Origin of the sequence: Hydrogenophaga taeniospiralis CCUG 15921 (assembly GCF_001592305.1) — a bacterium.
GTDB lineage: Bacteria > Pseudomonadota > Gammaproteobacteria > Burkholderiales > Burkholderiaceae_C > Hydrogenophaga > Hydrogenophaga taeniospiralis.
Window position 1 is genome coordinate 172610 of record NZ_BCWR01000015.1, and the last position, 14645, is coordinate 187254.

Below are 14645 nucleotides of genomic sequence, written 5' to 3' on the forward strand. Positions count from 1 at the left end.
CGTGGTATCCCTCAAGGGGCCTTCACCCGGGCGCCGGCTTCGCGATGGGCCGGCGCCAGAGCCCAGCGAGCGTGAGCGCCGCGGCGGCCAGCGGTACCCAGCCCTGCGGCGAGCCCATGGTCCACAGGGTCGCTGCGCTGACCAGGCACCAGGCCAGCGCGAGCGAGCGCAAGGCCCACAGCAGCGCACGGGTGGCGCCCGCGCCCGTTTGCGCGTACAGCAGCAGGCCCAGGCTGGCGATCACGGTCGGGTCGGGGGCGAGGCCGAACAGCTCGGCCTGGGCCAGTGGGCGGCCCGCGGCCAGGGCGAGCAGCGGGTGCGCCAGCAGCGCCCAGGCCAGCAGGGCCAGACCGGTGCCCCGGCGGGCACGCTGGTCCGTGCCGCGCAGGCTGCGGGCGGCGCACAGCGCGAGCAGGCCGAGCGCCTGCAGCGCGAAGGCGATGGCAAAAGCCCCTGCCACCGGCTGGATCGATGCGTAGCGACGCCAGAGAAACGCCCAGGCCACCAGCGCCCAGCACAGCGCCAGCCCCGCCGCGCCCGCGCGCAGCGCCAGCGTGTGGCCCCGCATCAGCCCCAGAGCCAGGGCGATGCCGGCCAGCGTGGTCGCCACCGGCAGGGGCCAGAGCGCGTCGTTGTGCAGCTCGAACAGGCGCCAGTAGGTGCGCGGCGCGAACATCAGCAGATCCGCCGGGCGGTAGGTCCACCACTCGCTCATCGCTGGCTCCACCGCGCTGTGGCGTTCACAGGGCCGCCACGTCGCGCGCCATGCGGGTGCGCAAGGCGGCATCGGGCATGGGGCTGCGCGCGGCGCCCATGTTCTGCCGCAGGTGCGCCAGTTGGCTGGTGGCGGGAATCGCGCAGGTCACCGCCGGGTGCGACACCACGAACTTCAGCGCCACCTGTGCCCAGCTGTCGCAGGCGATCTCGCGAGCCCAGCCCGGCAGCGGGTGGCGGCGCAGCTGGTCGAGCAGATAACCCTGGCGGAACGGCCGGTTCACGATCACGGCGATGCGCCGCTCCTGCGCCAGCGGCAGCAGGCGCTGCTCGGCCTCGCGGTCCAGCAGGCTGTGGCTCAGCTGCACGAAGTCGATCGGCTGCGTGCGCAGGATGCGTTCCAGCTCGGCGTGGCGCCGGCCATGGGAGGTGGTGATGCCCACGTAGCGCAGCTGGCCCGCGGCTTTCATCTCCAGCAGCCGTGGCAGGTGCTCCTGCCAGGCCAGCAGGTTGTGCACCTGCATCAGGTCGAAGCGCTGCAGGCCCCAGAACGCTCGCGAAGCCGCCATCTGCCCGGCCCCGCGTGCGGCGTCGCCGACCCACACTTTTTCCGCCGAGAACAGCGCCGCCGGGTGGCGCAGTGTCGCCAGCGCATGGCCGATGGTGGGCTGCGAGGAGCCGTACATGGGCGAGCTGTCGATCAGGCGGCCGCCCTCCGCGAAGAACGCGCGCACCACCTCGGCGCAGGCGTCGCGTGCCGCCGGGTCGTTGCCCACGTTGAAGGTGATCCAGCTGCCCAGCCCCACCACCGGCAAGGCCTCGCCGCTGGACGGGATGGGGCGCGTCAGCGGGGCCTGGGCGGGCTGCGCCAGCGCAGGCGTGGCCCAGGCGGGCAGGCCGGCGGCCATGGCCGCACCGGCCAGCCAGCGGCGGCGGCCTGGTGAAAACGCGCTCGGTGTGTCCATGCGGCCCCGTTTCGCTGGGTGGTCTGCGGATGCGTGGGAGGCGCCGCAGTGGGCGCAAGTTCCGCTGCTTTTCCCCGTTTCCAGGGGCTGCCAGCAATGTGCGTTGATGCACAGACGCGGCGGGGCGTGACAGCTACTTTGGTCATAAGAACGCGTTTGCCATCCACGCATCCCGGCGGCGCCCTCACGCGGCCCCCGAGCGATGGACAACACGTTCCAAGACGCGGTGGCTCGCCGCCGCGCGTTGTGCTTCCCTTCTGAAGGAGTTCTCATGCCCATCACTTCCCTCCCTCTCGCCCGTGGCCTGCTGGCCGCCGCCGCGCTGCTGGCGCTGGCGCCCGCCGCGCTGGCCCAGGGCCAACCGTCCCGGGCCGCCATCGACGCGACCTACCAGCGCGACCGGGCCGCCTGTCTGGACAGCGCTTCGCAGCACGAGCGCAGCGCCTGCCTGCGCGAAGCGGGTGCCGTGCGGGCCGAGGCGCTGCGCGGCCGCCCGTTGGGCGGGGCGTCGCCCGAAGCGCTGGAGCGCAACGCCTTGCAGCGCTGTCAGCGGCTGCCGCCTGAGAACAAGATGCTGTGCGAACGCATGGCACGTGGCGAAGGCACCATGTCGGGCTCGGTGGCCGCGGGCGGCCTGATCAAGGAACTGGAGATCCAGGTGCCCGCGCCACCCATGTCCGCTCCGCCGGCCATGTCGGCTCCGCCACCGATGATGGCGCCGACCCCCATGGACCCGCCGCCCCGGTCGGCCCCGCCACCGATGGAACCGGTGCCACTGCCGAAATAAAGGCCCTAAAGGCCCGCGGCGCTCAGGAAGGCGTCGTTTTCCCGCACGCTGCCCACGGTGACGCGCAGGCAGCCCTGCAGGCCGTGCAGGCTGTCTTGCCGGCGCACCAGCACGCCCTGAGCCAGCAGCTCGGCGTGCGCGCGCGCCGCGTCGGGCGTGCGCACCAGAAGGAAGTTGGCGTGTGAGGGCGCGACCTGCCAGGTCGGGTGGCGCTGCAGCGCCTTGAACAGCCGCTCGCGCTCGCTGCGGGTGTGGGCCACGCGCTCGCGCAGGTAGTCCGGGTGTTCCAGCGCCACCAGAGCGCTCACCGTCTGCAGCACCGACACGCCAAACGGCGGCACCAGCTTGCGCAGTTGGCGTGCCACCTCGTCCGAGGCCAGCGCATAACCCAGGCGCAGACCCGCCAGCCCCCAGGCCTTGGAGAAGGTGCGCAGCAGCACCACGTGCGGGTGCTGGCGCGCCAGTGCGCGCGCGTCGGTGTCGGTGAAGTGGTGGTAGGCCTCGTCGATCACCAGCAGCCAGCCCGGGCAGGCCCGGGCCAGGCGGTCGAGCTCGTCCAGCTCACAGAGCGAGCCGGTGGGAGCGTGCGGGCGCGGGAGGTAGATCACGCCGCGCGGCTGCGCTGGTGCGTTTGTGTCCGCATCCGTGCCCAGCGCCGCGATGAGCGCGTCCATGTCCAGCGAATGGTCCGCCCGCAGCGGCACCTCGGTGAGCGCGGCGCCGAGCAGGCTGGCGTCGAGCGCGTAGAGCGCGAAGTTGGGTTTGACCGTGAGCACGCGCCCGCCGAGCGCGGCGAGCTGGACCAGCAGGGCGATCAGCACATTGCTGCCGGTGGTGGCCACGGTGCCCGAGGCGCTCCAGCCATCGTGGCGGGCGATCGCCGCGGTCAGTTCCTCGGCGTGCAGGTCGGTGTAGCGGTGCCAGGGCAACTGCTGCATGCGCTGCAGCGCCAGGGCTTTCAGGGGGGCCGGAAAGTCGGCGAAAGACTCGTTCTGGTCGAGCTTGACCGGCGCGTCGATGGGGGAGAAGGGGTAGTCCGGGCTGGCGAGCACCGCGGCGCGGACCGGTGGAGGCAGGGGCTGGTTCATGCCCTGCAGTTTATGGGCTCAGCCCGGCGCGGCGGCTTCGACCGGTTCGGTCAGGGTGAGCAGGATGTCGGCGTACCAGGCGCAGTTCAGGCCCAGCGATTCGTCGAGCACCAGGTCGCGGTTGCCCATGTCCATGCGCGAGGAATGCACGCCCATCAGCCGCCAGGGCAGTTGCGCGGTCTCCGCGCTGGGCGCGGTGTCGCGCATCACCACGGCCGCACCGCTGGTGCCGCGGTGGGTGCGCGCGTCGGTCAGGAAATAGCCCTGGCCCTGGAAGCGGATGCCGTAGGGCGATGCGATCGCGGCGTGGCGCACCACCGGCAGGTGGTGCAGGGCGTCGTGAAAGCCCAGCGGGAAGCCCACCACCATCAGCGGTGCGTCCACCGGCACCGAGGTGAACGAGGTCTGCAGGTGCGCCGGGGAGAAGGCGCGGATGATGGCCGTGGCGGGCAACTGGCTGCGGTCGAGCTCCAGCACCGCCACATCGATCTCGCCGCCGCTGTCGCGCCCCTGGCGCCACGTCGCCACGCCTTCGCGGTACAGCAGCAGGGAGAAGCCGGTGGAGCGGGTGAGGTCGCTGGCGTCCAGGTGCAGTTCGATTTCCAGCCGGTCGGGCAGGTGCTGCGTGGCCTCGTCGATCACCACGTGCCGGCTGGTCACCAGGTACAGGCGCCCGTCGCGCTCAAAGAAGAAACCGCTGGCGTTCGTCAGCCCTTGCGTGCCGAGAAAGGTGGACACATGGGGTGCGGCCAGGAACAGCGGGTCCACATTGGCCGGGGCCACGCGGGGCGGGTTGGGGTTCGGGGTGTTCGGTGTCACGCGGCAAGTGTCGCAGCTTTCCCCCGGGCGCGGACTGGTGCCGGGCCAGCGGCTCGGCGGCTCAAGCCGGTTTGCCGAGCGTCTGCACCATCTGCGCGAACAGGGCGTCCACCGCGGGCAGGTGCCTGGACGCCTGGCTGCGGTAGGCCGCCACCGCCATCGAGCCGAGCGCGGGCAGGCCCTGGCGCTCGCCCAGCACCGTCAGATGCGGCGGCGCGCTGCAGCGCGTGAGCACGGCCACGGCCAGTCCGCTCTCCACCGCGGCCAGTTGCCCCGCCAGGCTGGAGCTGTTGTAGACCACGCGGTAGGCCCGGCGCTGCGCGTTGAGCGCCGCGATGGTGGAGCGGCGCGCCTGGCTGGTCTGCTCGTAGACCGCGATCGGCAGGGGCGAGCGCCGCCACGCCTCGAACTGCGCCGCGCCCACCCACACCAGCGGCTCGTGGAACAGCAGGCTGCCGCGCGTGGGCCGGTCCTGCGAGACCAGGGCCAGGTCGAGCTCGCCGCGCTGCACCTTGGGGATCAGGGCGGTGGACTGCTCGCAGTCGAGTTCGATCTCCACCCCCGCGTGGCGCGCGGCGTAGCTGCGCAGCACCGGTGTGAGATAGCTCACCGCGTAGTCGTCGGGCACGCCCAGGCGCACGCGCCCCGACAGGACCGGCCCGTTCAGCGCCGTCAGCGCCTCGCCGTGCAGGGCCAGCAGGCGGCGCGCGTAGCCCAGCAGTTCGGCGCCCGGCGGGGTGAGCTCCAGGTGGCGCGGGCCGCGCAGCAGCACGGCAGCGCCCACCGCGTCTTCCAGCTTGCGCAGCTGCATGCTGATGGCGGACTGCGAGCGGTGCACCAGCGGCGCGGCGGCCGAGAGCGATCCGGCGTCCACCACCGCCACGAAGGCGCGCAGCCAGTCGATCTGCAGGTCGGTTCGGGCCATGGTCTTCTTTGAATTCGTTTATCGAATGGATGCCATTCAAATTATGCGCTTTACGGGACAATGGATGCCGTCGAACATGGGCGCATGACCACTTCGACGGCACTCCCTCAGACGACCAGAACCCCCGATGCCCTCCGCCCGGCCCGCGAGCGCAGCGGCCAGTGGCTCATGGTCGGCGGCGGCCTGCTGCTCGGCACGCTGGGGGTGTTTCTGGAAGAGGCGGGCCAGTCACCGCTGACTGCGGTGTGGTTCCGCTGCGCTTTCGGCGGCCTGGCCCTGAGCGTCTGGTTCAGCGCGTCGCGGCGCTGGGGCGAAGTGCGCCTGGCGCGGCGTGATTTGCTGCTCGCGGTGGCCGCGGGCTTGTCGATGGTGACGAGCTGGGTGCTGTTCTTCGAGGCGATCACCCGCACCTCCATGGCGGTGGCCACGCTGGTGGTGCACGTGCAGCCTTTTCTGGTGATGGCGTTCGGCGCCTGGTGGCTGCGCGAGCGCGTCAGCCGCCGCCAGGGCTGGGCCGCCGTGGCCGCGCTGCTCGGCCTGGGCCTGGCCACCGGCTGGCTGGACGGCGCCCTGGGCGCGGTCTCGCACAGTTCGGAGTACCTCAGCGGCATCGCGCTGGCGCTGGGCGCGGCGCTGGCCTACGCTGCGGCCCCGCTCATGGTGCGCAGCGCGCGCGGCGCCACGCCGCTGGCCCTGGCCTGGTGGCAGTGCGTGGCGGGCAGCGTGGTGCTGCTGTGGTGGCCGCTGAGCCAGGGCTGGCCGGCGCCGGGGCCGGCCTGGGGCTGGCTGGCGGGCATGGGCGTGGTGCACACCGGCCTGGCCTATGTGCTGCTGTACGCGGGCGTGGCCCGCCTGCCAGCGGCCCGCATGGCGGTGCTGCAGTTCGTCTACCCGGCCAGCGCGATCGCGGTGGACGCGCTGGTGTACGGCCGCGTGCTCAGCGCCAGCCAGATGGTGGGCGTGGTGGTGATGCTGGCGGCGCTGATGGTGGTGGGGCTGGAGCGGGCGCGCGCCAGCGGCTGAGCTCAAGACGCCTGCATCGAGGCCGCGAGCTCGCGCAGGATGCGGGCCGTGGCCTCGTCGGCAGGCAGGAAGGTTTCCAGTGCCAGTTCCTGCAGTGTGATGTCCACCGGCGAGCCGAACACCGTGGTGGTGCTCACGAGGTTGAGCACGCCCTGGGGCGTGTGGAACAGGAAGGGCATGAGCACGCCCGGGTGCTCGCCGTCGAGCTGCAGCGCCGCGCTGGCGGCCTGTGCCGGGTAGGCCTGCAGCTCCGCCAGCAGGGTGGCCAGGGCGGCGTCGCCGCTGGCCGCGATCTGGTGGCGCAGCCGCTCGAACAGGTGATGGCGCCACTGGTTCAGGTTGGCAATGCGCGGCGCCAGGCCCTCGGGGTGCAGGCTCAGGCGCAACACGTTCACCGGCCCTGCTAGCAAGGCCGGTGCCACGCCCGCGAGCAGCGGCGGCACCATGCGGTTGCCCAGCACCAGGTTCCAGTGCCGGTCCATCGCCAGCGCGGGCCAGGGTTCGTGGCAGTGCAGGATGCGCTCCACCGCGGTGCGCGCCTCGGCCATCTCGGGGTCGTCCAGCGCCCGCTCGCGGTACATCGGCGCGAAGCCGGCCGCCACCAGCAGCGCGTTGCGTTCGCGCAGCGGGACGTCCAGCCGCTCACCCAGGCGCAACACCATTTCGCGGCTCGGGCTGGCGCGCCCGGTTTCCACAAAGCTCAGGTGCCGCGTGGAGATGTCGGCCACCTGCGCGAGGTCGAGCTGGCTCAGGCGGCGGCGCTGGCGCCACTGGCGCAGGTGGTCGCCGAACGAGGGCGGTGCCGCGCGGCGCGGCGGGGGCGGGAGTGTGGCGGGGTTCATGGCGGCGATGTTAGAGCGGCCCGCGCTCAGCGGCCATTACCTCGCAGGTCATCGACGCGCGGCCTGTGCAAAGCCAGCATGCCGACCTGTCGATCCCGACCTTTTTCCTCACAGGAGTGAACCATGTCCATGCTGTCCTTGCTCTCTTCCCCCTCGTTCCTGCGCCGCGTGCTGTGGGCCGATGCCATCACCGGCCTGGGTTGCGCGGCCCTGCACCTGGCGTTCACCGATGCCTTGGTGCAGTGGCTGGGCCTGCCCTCAGCCCTGCTGATCGAATCGGGGCTGGTGGTGCTGCTCTTCGTGCTGCTCGCAGGCGCCCTGGCGCTGCAGCGCACACCATCGCGTGCGGGGCTCATGCTGCTGGTGGCGGGCAACCTGGCTTGGGTTGCCGGCTGCGTGTGGCTGCTGGTGGCCGGCCCGATCCATCCCACCCCGCTGGGCCAGGCCTGGCTGGCGGTGCAGGCCGTGACCGTGCTGCTGCTGGCCGAGCTGCAATGGTGGTCGGGTTTGCGGCGTGGCCAGGGGGCCATGGCTGCGGCCTGAGTTTTGTGAGGCGTTGCCATGGCGTGCGCCGCACCTCGCGTGCCAAGGCGTGCGCGGGCAGGCCGCAGCGCTTCAGTGAGGCGGTCGGCGCGATGCGCCGACTCCCCAGTATGAGCCCCCACCGGACAGCGCCTGCCGCAGCACGCGAGGTGCTGTGCTGTCCATCGTGGCAACTGCCGGATCGGACCCCCGCAGCCGGTGCGATAGCATGGCCGCATGACTGTTCATTACGAGAGCGTGCAGCTCGACGCGCTGTACCCCGATGCTTTTGACGTGGCTGCGCCCGAGGCGGGCAGCGTGGGGCGCGACGTGTGGCCGCGCAAGCCGGCCGTGTTCATCCGCAAGCGAGCGGCTGCGGCCGCGGATTCCCCGCCCGCGGAACCCACGGCGGACCTGGCCACCGAAGGCGCCAAACCCGAACACGCGCGCGAACTGGTGGCGGGCCAGTTTGGTCTGGTACCGCCTTGGGTGAAGTCTGCGTCCGACGCCAAGCTGCGCTCGCCCAAGCTGGTCAACGCGCGCTCGGAAACCGTGACCACCTCCAACAACCTGCGCGGCGCCTGGCTGGGTGCGCAGCGCTGCATCGTGCCGATGATGGCGTTTTTCGAGGACGACTTTCGCAGCGGCAAGGCCGTGCCCACACGCATCGCGCGCGTGGATGGCAAACCCATGGGGGTGGCGGGCCTGTGGGAGCGCTGGAGCGGTGCCGACGGTCAAATCATCATCAGTTTCACCCTGCTCACGGTGAACGCCAACAGCCATGCCTTGATGCACCGCTACCAGCAGCCCGGCGCCGAAAAACGCATGCCGGCGGTGCTGAACGAGGGCGCCTACGACGCCTGGCTGACGGCCCACCCGGAAAAGGCCCGCGAGTTCATGCGGGCCTACCCGGCCAATTGGCTCACCGCCAACCCGGTCCAGAAATAGCCGGCTCGGGCCGGCTCAGGCCGACTTGGTCAGCTTGCCCGCCAGTTGTTCGGACGCCCAGCCGAAGGCTGCGCCCACGGCAATGGACAGGATGGTGGGCAGGATGGCCGCGGTCGGCGTCATGTCCTTGCCCAGCAGGATCAGGCCGGCCACGCTGGCGAAGCCGTACACGCTGGACGGGATGGTGGACAGGAACGGCACGTGAGCCGCGAGCACGATCACCGCCGCGCCCAGACCCACCGCCACCGGCGCCGCCAGGCCACCCAGCATGGCCAGCGGGCCTATCAGCAGCACCGAGGCCATGCCCACCAGCGCCCCAAACGACATGCACACCATCGTCTTGACCAGGCCATCGGTCTTGCCGCCGTTGTGAAAGAAGCTGGCCCAGGCCACGAAGGCCTGCCACACCTGCATCTGGAAGGCGGCCAGTGGCCCGAAAAACAGCCAGGTCGCGACGACGGCGAGCAGCCCGATGGCAACGGCCAGTGCAAACAACAAAGTCATGTATGTCTCCTCATGGGTGAAATGAACAAAAAAACACCCAGCCCGCAGGGGCTGGGTGTCAGCTTCGTGTCAATTTCCATGCCGTCACGGGGCGCGAGCGTCTCAATGTGAGAGCGCATCTGATTTCATTGGACTTTTTTGCGCGAGGCCGCAGGAGCCACCCGTTGCCAAGGGTGTGCCACGGCACCACCGGTGTCCGTGAACGGAACACAGGCCAGTGCCACTTTGGCACCCGGCCCAACCCAGGCCGCACAGTCCAGGTCTTGCCCCGGCTCAGAGCGGCGCGGGCGCGGTCGCGATGTCGTGTTCGCTGGCCCGCTCGGGCCCGCGCACCTTGGCCAGGGCCTGGCGTTCGGCGTTGTTGAGCACGTCCATGGGCTTGGCGTGGGTGGGGTCGAGGGTGACGACACCGATGCCCAGACTGGGCAGGAACGCGTGGTGGGTCTGTTTGTCGCTCTGCACAGTCAGTGGCTGGGCCACCATGGAGCGCAACCGCGCCACCACCTCGCCCACAGGCGGCTGGTGGCGATCGGCCGAAATCACCACCACGAAACAGCGCGGGTGGTACAGCCCCACCACGCAGCGGAACCCGGCCGCGCGGCGGATGCGCGCGGCCACCGTCACCAGGATCTGGTGCTCCACGCTGCCCCCGGCGGACTCGGCCAGCTCGTACAGATTGCTCAGGTACAGGCAGACCACGGTGCATTCGTTGTGTTGGCGCGCCGTGCGCCAGAAGGCGTGTTCCACATGGGTGAGCAGGGCCGAGCCGGTGGGCAGGGCGGTGGCCGGGTCGGCACCGGCCTGCAGACGCGAGAGCCGGGCCAGCAGCCGGTTCTGCCGGTTGCGCAGCAGGCCCAGCACCGAGGCGATCAGGAAAAAGACCACGGTGACGGTGGCCGTGAACAGCTGGGTGCCCAGGCCCAGGCCCGGTACCTGGAGGCCGTGCAGGTAATGGCCACTGACCATGGCGCCCAGGCAGACGATGGCCAGCGCCATCCAACGTGCCATCGGGTCGCCCAGCTGGGCCGCCCGGATCACCGCCACCATGGCCATAAGCACCGGCACCAGGTTGACGGCCGCCGCCGCGATCAGCAGGGGGCGGAAGTGCTCGCGGTCGGTCTGGGTCGCCACCAGGGCCAGGGCCAGGGCCACCACGGCGAGCACGATGCCCCCGGTGGTGGTGAGGCGGTGCACCAGCCCGTCTTCGCGCACGCCGCCCAGCCAGGTGCCCACGAAGTACAGGCCCATGGCTCCCGCCAGTGGCCCCAGGCCGGCCTTGAGCACGCGCAGCAACGGCTCGGGCAGCGCCGGAAAAAACACCTCGGGTAGGCCCGTCATCACCACGCTGGCGGCACCCGTGACCACCACGAACATCAGATTGCGCGCCGAGCCGATGCTGCGGTTGCCCAGCACATCGGCCAGCGCCAGCCCGGCGAGCGTCAACAAGCCACCCAGCATGGCAGACCAGACAGCGATTTCAGACACAGGCATGCGGGCGATTATCAGCGCCTCATGTCCAGGGGGGTGTGGGGTATTTCACGCTGCGGTCCTGGGCATCACGGCCGCGGCCGCCTTGGTCATGGGCAATGTGCGGCGGCAGCGCGGGAAGCTGGCGCAGCCCCAGAAGGGAGACCCGCCGCCGATGGACTGGCGGGCCTTCATCTTCACACCGCAGCTGGCGCAGGTGGGGCGCCAGTATTCGCCTTCGTGGGCCACGGCCAGCAGGGACTGTTGCTGCGCGGGCGTGCGCTGGGCAATCAGGCCCAGCAGGCCCGCGCCGTCCAGCGCGCTGATGCCGTTGGCCTTCGCAAACGCCTGCGCATCCGCGGTGTAGGTGGACGTGGTGGCGTAGGTGCCGCGTTTGAGCCCGTGCGAGGCCATCACGCCGAAGAACTCGCGCAGTTCCTTCACGCCCACCGGTTTGCCCTGCCAGTGCTTGCACTGCACCACCGCCACCGGCCCCGTGGCGTTCTTCGAATGCAGCCAGATGTCGACGCCACCGTCCGCGCCGTGCGATTGCGAGCGCGTTTCGAAGCCCGCCTGCGCGAACAGCGCTTCGCACACGGCCTCAAAGCGCCGCCATTCGATGGCCGCGAACACCGCCGGGCCCCAGGCCGTGGCCGCATTGGGTGGTTCCCGGGGTTCCCCACCCGCTGGCCCCGCGGCCGGTTCGGCTGGTTTCGCCCGGGGTGGCTTCTGTGACCGCGCCGCCGTGGGCTCTGGGGGATTGGAAGGATTGAGGGGCGCGGCGTCACGCGTGCTCTTTCGGCGGCTCAGCAGCGCATGCACGCACATCAGCAGCGCACCGATCCCGATGGCCCACCACGCGGGCGTCCGCAACGCCGTGGCCGCCGCGCCCAGCATCGGGTGACCAGCCAGCACGGCGGACAGGGCCCACATGCCCAGGCCCAGCACCGTGACCGTCAGGCCCTTTTCCAGAAACGGCGATGCGCTCTTGCGGCCCCGCCTGCGGTTCGATGGTCTTGCCATGGGCTTTCCTCCCTTTGTCCTTTTGTAACCAGCGGTATCTTGCCGCGGGCCAAAGGAGGGAAGAAAAAACCACTGCCGAACGGCGCCAAACGAAACCGCAGGGCGTCATGTGGCGCGAGGTGGTGCGCGGGCGCCTACAAGGTCTGCCGGTACCGCTCCAGCATCTGCTCCTGCGTCTCCACCGGTGCGTCCGCGCTCAGGCGCTCGCCGATCTGGTCGCGCAGCATCTCGCCCATGCTCGGCAGCACCGAGCGCGCCACATGGCGGCTTGCATCCCAGAGGGACGAACGCATCAGCGCCTTGGCGCAATGCAGGTAGGACGCCTGCACCGTCACGCGGATCACGAGCTTGGGCACGCGGCGCGCGTCGGCGCAGCGCGTGCGGTCGGCCTCGTCGGTGGTCAATACCGCACTGCCGTTCACGCGCAGCGTCTCGTCCACCCCCGGCAGCAGAAACAGCAGGCCGAGCTGGCCGGTCTGCACGATGTTTTCCAGCGTATCGAGCCGGTTGTTGCCCGGCGCGTCGGGGATCAGCAGCGTGTGCGCATCCAGCACCTTCACGAAACCCGGCTCACCGCCGCGCGGCGACGCGTCCTGGGCGCCGCTGGCGCCCGCGCTGGACAAGACCACCAGCGGCGACAGGCCGATGAAGCGGATGGCGTGGGCGTCCAGCTGCGGCAGTTCCTTCTTGGCCGAGCGTTCGCGCACCGGGTCGTAGAGGGCGCGCAGGGATTCCAGGGTGGTGATGTTCATGGGCTTCGGGGCTCACAGGTCGTAGGTCACCGAACGCTCGGGCAACACGCTCAGGTCCAGCGGCCGCACCGCGCCCATCCACAGGGCGCGATCGCGGTGGTCCACCAGGTCGTTGCCGGTGATCGGGTGGATGAAGATCACCAGGCCGGCGCGGTTCAGCGTGAGCCACGGGATCACGTCGGCAAACAGCGCGGCCTTGAACGCCAGCTGGCAACTCCAGTCCGGGTGCGGGCCCACGGGCTGTTCGTGCACGCGGCCCATCTTCAGCGGAAACCGGGCCGCAGCGGCCTCGCACAGCGCGCGTGCCTGCGCCAGCGTGTCGGCGTTGAAATACACATGGGCATGCCAGCCGTGGATGGTGGGGGCGGGTGGGGTGGAAGCGGGGGCTTGGGTCATGCAAATGATGATGGCAGATTTCAGCGCACGCCGGTGCCCCGCACGGTGCCCACTGCAGCGCATACATTTCCCGCATGCCTCCCAATTTCCTCACGTCGGTCAGTTCCCACGCGGACCACGCCGTTTCGCGTCTGCGCAGCACGCGTCTGGCCGCCAGCAGCAAACCCTATGTGGCCCGTGGCTCGGGCGGCGGGCGCTGTGCCGGCTGCCGCCTGATCGCCAGCCACTGCATCTGCGCCCTGCGCCCGGCGGTGCCCACGCGCGCAGGCGTGTGCCTGATCATGGGCGACATCGAAGCGCTCAAGCCCAGCAACACCGGCTGGCTCATTGCCGACGTGGTGGCCGACACCTGGGCCTTCGGCTGGTCCCGCACGGCGGTGGACCCGGCCCTGGTCGCGCTGCTGGCCGACCCGCAGTGGCAGCCCTACGTGGTGTTCCCGGCCGAATATGCGTCACCCCAGCGCGTGGTGGCCGACCTGCATGCGGCCACGGGCAACGCGGCCGACGCCAGTGGCAAGCGCCCGCTCTTTGTGCTGCTCGACGGCACCTGGGCCGAGGCGCGCAAGATGTTTCGCAAGAGCCCTTACCTCGACAGCCTGCCCGTGCTCAGCCTGCACCCCGAGCAGGTCTCCGGCTACCGCCTGCGCCGCTCGGCGCACCAGCACCACTTCTGCACCTCCGAGGTGGCGGCGCTGTGCCTGGCGCTGGCCGGTGAAACCCGGGCGGCCGATGCGCTCGCTGCCTGGCTGGACGTGTTCAGCGCCCACTACCTCAGCGTCAAACGGCACCAGCCGCTGGACCGCGAGAGCGAGGCCCATCAGCGGCTGCGGGCGCTGGGGCTTACTCCTCTGGGATCTGCGCTTCCACCAGCAGCGCCAGCAACTGCAGCGACTGCTGCCAGCCCAGATAACAGCCTTCCACAGGAATCATCGCCGGAATGCCTTCCTGCACCGCCGTCAGTTCCGTGCCCACCGACACCGCCTTGAGCGTGATGGTGGTGGTCATCTGGCCGGGCAGGTTCGGGTCGTCGAACACATCGGTGTTCACGATGCGCTCGTTGGGCACGAGCTCCAGGTACCGGCCGCCAAAGGCGTGGACCTGGCCATTGCCGAGGTTGGTGAACTGCATGCGGTAGAGCCCACCCACCTTCGCATCCATCTCCAGCACCCGGCCGGTGAAGCCGTGCGGCGGCAGCCACTTGGCCATGGCGTCGGGGTCGAGGAAGGCGCGGTAGACGCGCTCGGGCGGTGCGGCGAAAACGCGGTGCAGACGAACGGTGCCGGTGCTCATGGTGGGTGTCCTTTCAAAGATGAACGGTGGGTCGGTGATGAAGCGGCGGACGCTTCTGAAGCGTCCACATGGGTACGACGAAGCAGTCGCCCCGTTTTCGACACGACCCGAGCCGGCCTTTCTACGCGCTCTTCCCATGGGGGCATGTTGCAGTGCGTGAAAGTCGTGTCGTTCGGCGGGGCATGCGTTGCGTCGTGAGCCTGAGCGCTCCTATCATGGGCCGCGCATCCGGGTGGCGCCGCGTGGCGGTGCCGCTGCCGTCGTGCGCGTTCACCGGGGCAGCGACATGCAAGACGTTGACCAACTCCCGCCCGTCAAACAAGGTCTGTGGTTCTTCGCGGGCGTGACCACCTGCCACGTGCACATCGTGCGCCACCACACCCTCTATGGCACGGGCGACGCCGACGACCCGCCCGAGCTCGCCCGCGACCGCGAGGTGGAGTGTTACTACATCCGCTTCGACAAACCCCACACGCCCGTGCCCTGGCAAGACGGCGGCGCGGCCCTCTCGCTGCGCGAGGCCGTGTTCCTGGCCGAACGCCGGCTCGGCCCCGTGGTCTGCTGGGCGGACTGAGAGGCT

17 protein-coding genes and 1 pseudogene are annotated in these 14645 nt (G+C 70.5%); 6 read left to right on the plus strand and 12 right to left on the minus strand.

Annotated features, from left to right (window positions below; all coding sequences use genetic code 11):
• Nucleotides 1–22: 22 nt before the first annotated feature.
• Nucleotides 23–715, minus strand: coding sequence for a DUF6064 family protein (locus HTA01S_RS17650; RefSeq protein ID WP_068174045.1), 693 nt, complete (start codon nt 713–715; stop codon nt 23–25).
• A 25-nt stretch (nt 716–740) separates the two neighbouring features.
• Nucleotides 741–1679, minus strand: coding sequence for an aldo/keto reductase (locus tag HTA01S_RS17655; RefSeq protein WP_084236212.1), 939 nt, complete (start codon nt 1677–1679; stop codon nt 741–743).
• A gap of 271 nt (nt 1680–1950) precedes the next feature.
• Between HTA01S_RS17655 and HTA01S_RS17660 the strand changes: the two genes are divergently transcribed.
• Nucleotides 1951–2466, plus strand: a complete 516-nt coding sequence (locus HTA01S_RS17660; RefSeq protein ID WP_068174046.1) for a hypothetical protein — start codon at nt 1951–1953, stop codon at nt 2464–2466.
• Between the two features lie 5 nt (nt 2467–2471).
• Here HTA01S_RS17660 and HTA01S_RS17665 read toward each other — a convergent pair whose 3' ends face one another.
• The 3 genes from HTA01S_RS17665 to HTA01S_RS17675 all read right to left on the minus strand — a co-directional run bounded on the left by HTA01S_RS17665 (nt 2472) and on the right by HTA01S_RS17675 (nt 5298).
• Nucleotides 2472–3554 carry a pyridoxal phosphate-dependent aminotransferase gene (locus HTA01S_RS17665; protein ID WP_068174047.1) on the minus strand — a complete coding sequence of 361 codons (1083 nt, stop codon included), beginning with the start codon at nt 3552–3554 and terminating at the stop codon, nt 2472–2474.
• 18 nt (nt 3555–3572) lie between these two features.
• Nucleotides 3573–4373: a S1 family peptidase gene (locus HTA01S_RS17670; protein ID WP_084236214.1), complete on the minus strand. Its 801-nt coding sequence runs from the start codon at nt 4371–4373 to the stop codon at nt 3573–3575.
• A gap of 61 nt (nt 4374–4434) precedes the next feature.
• Complete coding sequence (locus tag HTA01S_RS17675) at nt 4435–5298, minus strand: LysR family transcriptional regulator (RefSeq protein ID WP_068174048.1); 864 nt, start codon at nt 5296–5298, stop codon at nt 4435–4437.
• Nucleotides 5299–5382: 84 nt separating this feature from the next.
• On the opposite strand from HTA01S_RS17675, the gene HTA01S_RS17680 reads away from it, so the two are divergent.
• Complete coding sequence (locus tag HTA01S_RS17680) at nt 5383–6321, plus strand: DMT family transporter (RefSeq protein ID WP_157572164.1); 939 nt, start codon at nt 5383–5385, stop codon at nt 6319–6321.
• 2 nt (nt 6322–6323) lie between these two features.
• Here HTA01S_RS17680 and HTA01S_RS17685 read toward each other — a convergent pair whose 3' ends face one another.
• Complete coding sequence (locus HTA01S_RS17685; RefSeq protein WP_157572165.1) at nt 6324–7163, minus strand: helix-turn-helix domain-containing protein; 840 nt, start codon at nt 7161–7163, stop codon at nt 6324–6326.
• Nucleotides 7164–7286: 123 nt separating this feature from the next.
• Between HTA01S_RS17685 and HTA01S_RS17690 the strand changes: the two genes are divergently transcribed.
• Nucleotides 7287–7706 carry a hypothetical protein gene (locus tag HTA01S_RS17690; protein ID WP_068174051.1) on the plus strand — a complete coding sequence of 140 codons (420 nt, stop codon included), beginning with the start codon at nt 7287–7289 and terminating at the stop codon, nt 7704–7706.
• Nucleotides 7707–7922: 216 nt separating this feature from the next.
• Entirely contained in the window at nt 7923–8633 is a 711-nt protein-coding gene (locus tag HTA01S_RS17695; RefSeq protein WP_068174052.1) for an SOS response-associated peptidase, read from the plus strand.
• A gap of 15 nt (nt 8634–8648) precedes the next feature.
• On the opposite strand, the gene HTA01S_RS17700 is transcribed toward HTA01S_RS17695, so the two are convergent.
• From HTA01S_RS17700 to HTA01S_RS17720, 5 genes are all read right to left on the minus strand, one after another.
• Entirely contained in the window at nt 8649–9137 is a 489-nt protein-coding gene (locus HTA01S_RS17700) for a DUF1097 domain-containing protein (protein ID WP_068174053.1), read from the minus strand.
• Between the two features lie 273 nt (nt 9138–9410).
• Nucleotides 9411–10628, minus strand: coding sequence for a GGDEF domain-containing protein (locus tag HTA01S_RS17705; RefSeq protein ID WP_157572166.1), 1218 nt, complete (start codon nt 10626–10628; stop codon nt 9411–9413).
• A gap of 45 nt (nt 10629–10673) precedes the next feature.
• Nucleotides 10674–11627, minus strand: coding sequence for a restriction endonuclease (locus tag HTA01S_RS17710; protein ID WP_068174055.1), 954 nt, complete (start codon nt 11625–11627; stop codon nt 10674–10676).
• Between the two features lie 134 nt (nt 11628–11761).
• The gene (locus tag HTA01S_RS17715) at nt 11762–12379 is read right to left on the minus strand and encodes a pyridoxamine 5'-phosphate oxidase family protein (protein ID WP_068174056.1); all 618 of its coding nucleotides are present in this window, start codon (nt 12377–12379) and stop codon (nt 11762–11764) included.
• Nucleotides 12380–12391: 12 nt separating this feature from the next.
• Nucleotides 12392–12775, minus strand: coding sequence for a DOPA 4,5-dioxygenase family protein (locus tag HTA01S_RS17720; protein ID WP_068174149.1), 384 nt, complete (start codon nt 12773–12775; stop codon nt 12392–12394).
• A gap of 74 nt (nt 12776–12849) precedes the next feature.
• Here HTA01S_RS17720 and HTA01S_RS24840 point away from each other — a divergent pair.
• Nucleotides 12850–13611 (plus strand): annotated as a pseudogene (locus HTA01S_RS24840) (tRNA-uridine aminocarboxypropyltransferase); the annotation flags it as partial.
• Nucleotides 13612–13615: 4 nt separating this feature from the next.
• On the opposite strand, the gene HTA01S_RS17725 reads toward HTA01S_RS24840, so the two are convergent.
• Entirely contained in the window at nt 13616–14065 is a 450-nt protein-coding gene (locus tag HTA01S_RS17725; RefSeq protein WP_068174057.1) for an SRPBCC family protein, read from the minus strand.
• 286 nt (nt 14066–14351) lie between these two features.
• Here HTA01S_RS17725 and HTA01S_RS17730 point away from each other — a divergent pair, with 286 nt between their 5' ends.
• Nucleotides 14352–14639, plus strand: a complete 288-nt coding sequence (locus HTA01S_RS17730) for a hypothetical protein (RefSeq protein ID WP_157572167.1) — start codon at nt 14352–14354, stop codon at nt 14637–14639.
• Nucleotides 14640–14645: the final 6 nt, after the last annotated feature.

Coding starts and splice junctions, on each gene's coding strand:
- HTA01S_RS17675 (WP_068174048.1), bottom strand. CDS start 5,298: ATGGCCCGAACCGACCTGCAGATCGACTGGCTGCGCGCCTTCGTGGCG.
- HTA01S_RS17650 (WP_068174045.1), bottom strand. CDS start 715: ATGAGCGAGTGGTGGACCTACCGCCCGGCGGATCTGCTGATGTTCGCG.
- HTA01S_RS17710 (WP_068174055.1), bottom strand. CDS start 11,627: ATGGCAAGACCATCGAACCGCAGGCGGGGCCGCAAGAGCGCATCGCCG.
- HTA01S_RS17655 (WP_084236212.1), bottom strand. CDS start 1,679: ATGGACACACCGAGCGCGTTTTCACCAGGCCGCCGCCGCTGGCTGGCC.
- HTA01S_RS17715 (WP_068174056.1), bottom strand. CDS start 12,379: ATGAACATCACCACCCTGGAATCCCTGCGCGCCCTCTACGACCCGGTG.
- HTA01S_RS17705 (WP_157572166.1), bottom strand. CDS start 10,628: ATGCCTGTGTCTGAAATCGCTGTCTGGTCTGCCATGCTGGGTGGCTTG.
- HTA01S_RS17700 (WP_068174053.1), bottom strand. CDS start 9,137: ATGACTTTGTTGTTTGCACTGGCCGTTGCCATCGGGCTGCTCGCCGTC.
- HTA01S_RS17720 (WP_068174149.1), bottom strand. CDS start 12,775: ATGACCCAAGCCCCCGCTTCCACCCCACCCGCCCCCACCATCCACGGC.
- HTA01S_RS17690 (WP_068174051.1), top strand. CDS start 7,287: ATGTCCATGCTGTCCTTGCTCTCTTCCCCCTCGTTCCTGCGCCGCGTG.
- HTA01S_RS17665 (WP_068174047.1), bottom strand. CDS start 3,554: ATGAACCAGCCCCTGCCTCCACCGGTCCGCGCCGCGGTGCTCGCCAGC.
- HTA01S_RS17725 (WP_068174057.1), bottom strand. CDS start 14,065: ATGAGCACCGGCACCGTTCGTCTGCACCGCGTTTTCGCCGCACCGCCC.
- HTA01S_RS17695 (WP_068174052.1), top strand. CDS start 7,923: ATGACTGTTCATTACGAGAGCGTGCAGCTCGACGCGCTGTACCCCGAT.
- HTA01S_RS17660 (WP_068174046.1), top strand. CDS start 1,951: ATGCCCATCACTTCCCTCCCTCTCGCCCGTGGCCTGCTGGCCGCCGCC.
- HTA01S_RS17680 (WP_157572164.1), top strand. CDS start 5,383: ATGACCACTTCGACGGCACTCCCTCAGACGACCAGAACCCCCGATGCC.
- HTA01S_RS17730 (WP_157572167.1), top strand. CDS start 14,352: ATGCAAGACGTTGACCAACTCCCGCCCGTCAAACAAGGTCTGTGGTTC.
- HTA01S_RS17685 (WP_157572165.1), bottom strand. CDS start 7,163: ATGAACCCCGCCACACTCCCGCCCCCGCCGCGCCGCGCGGCACCGCCC.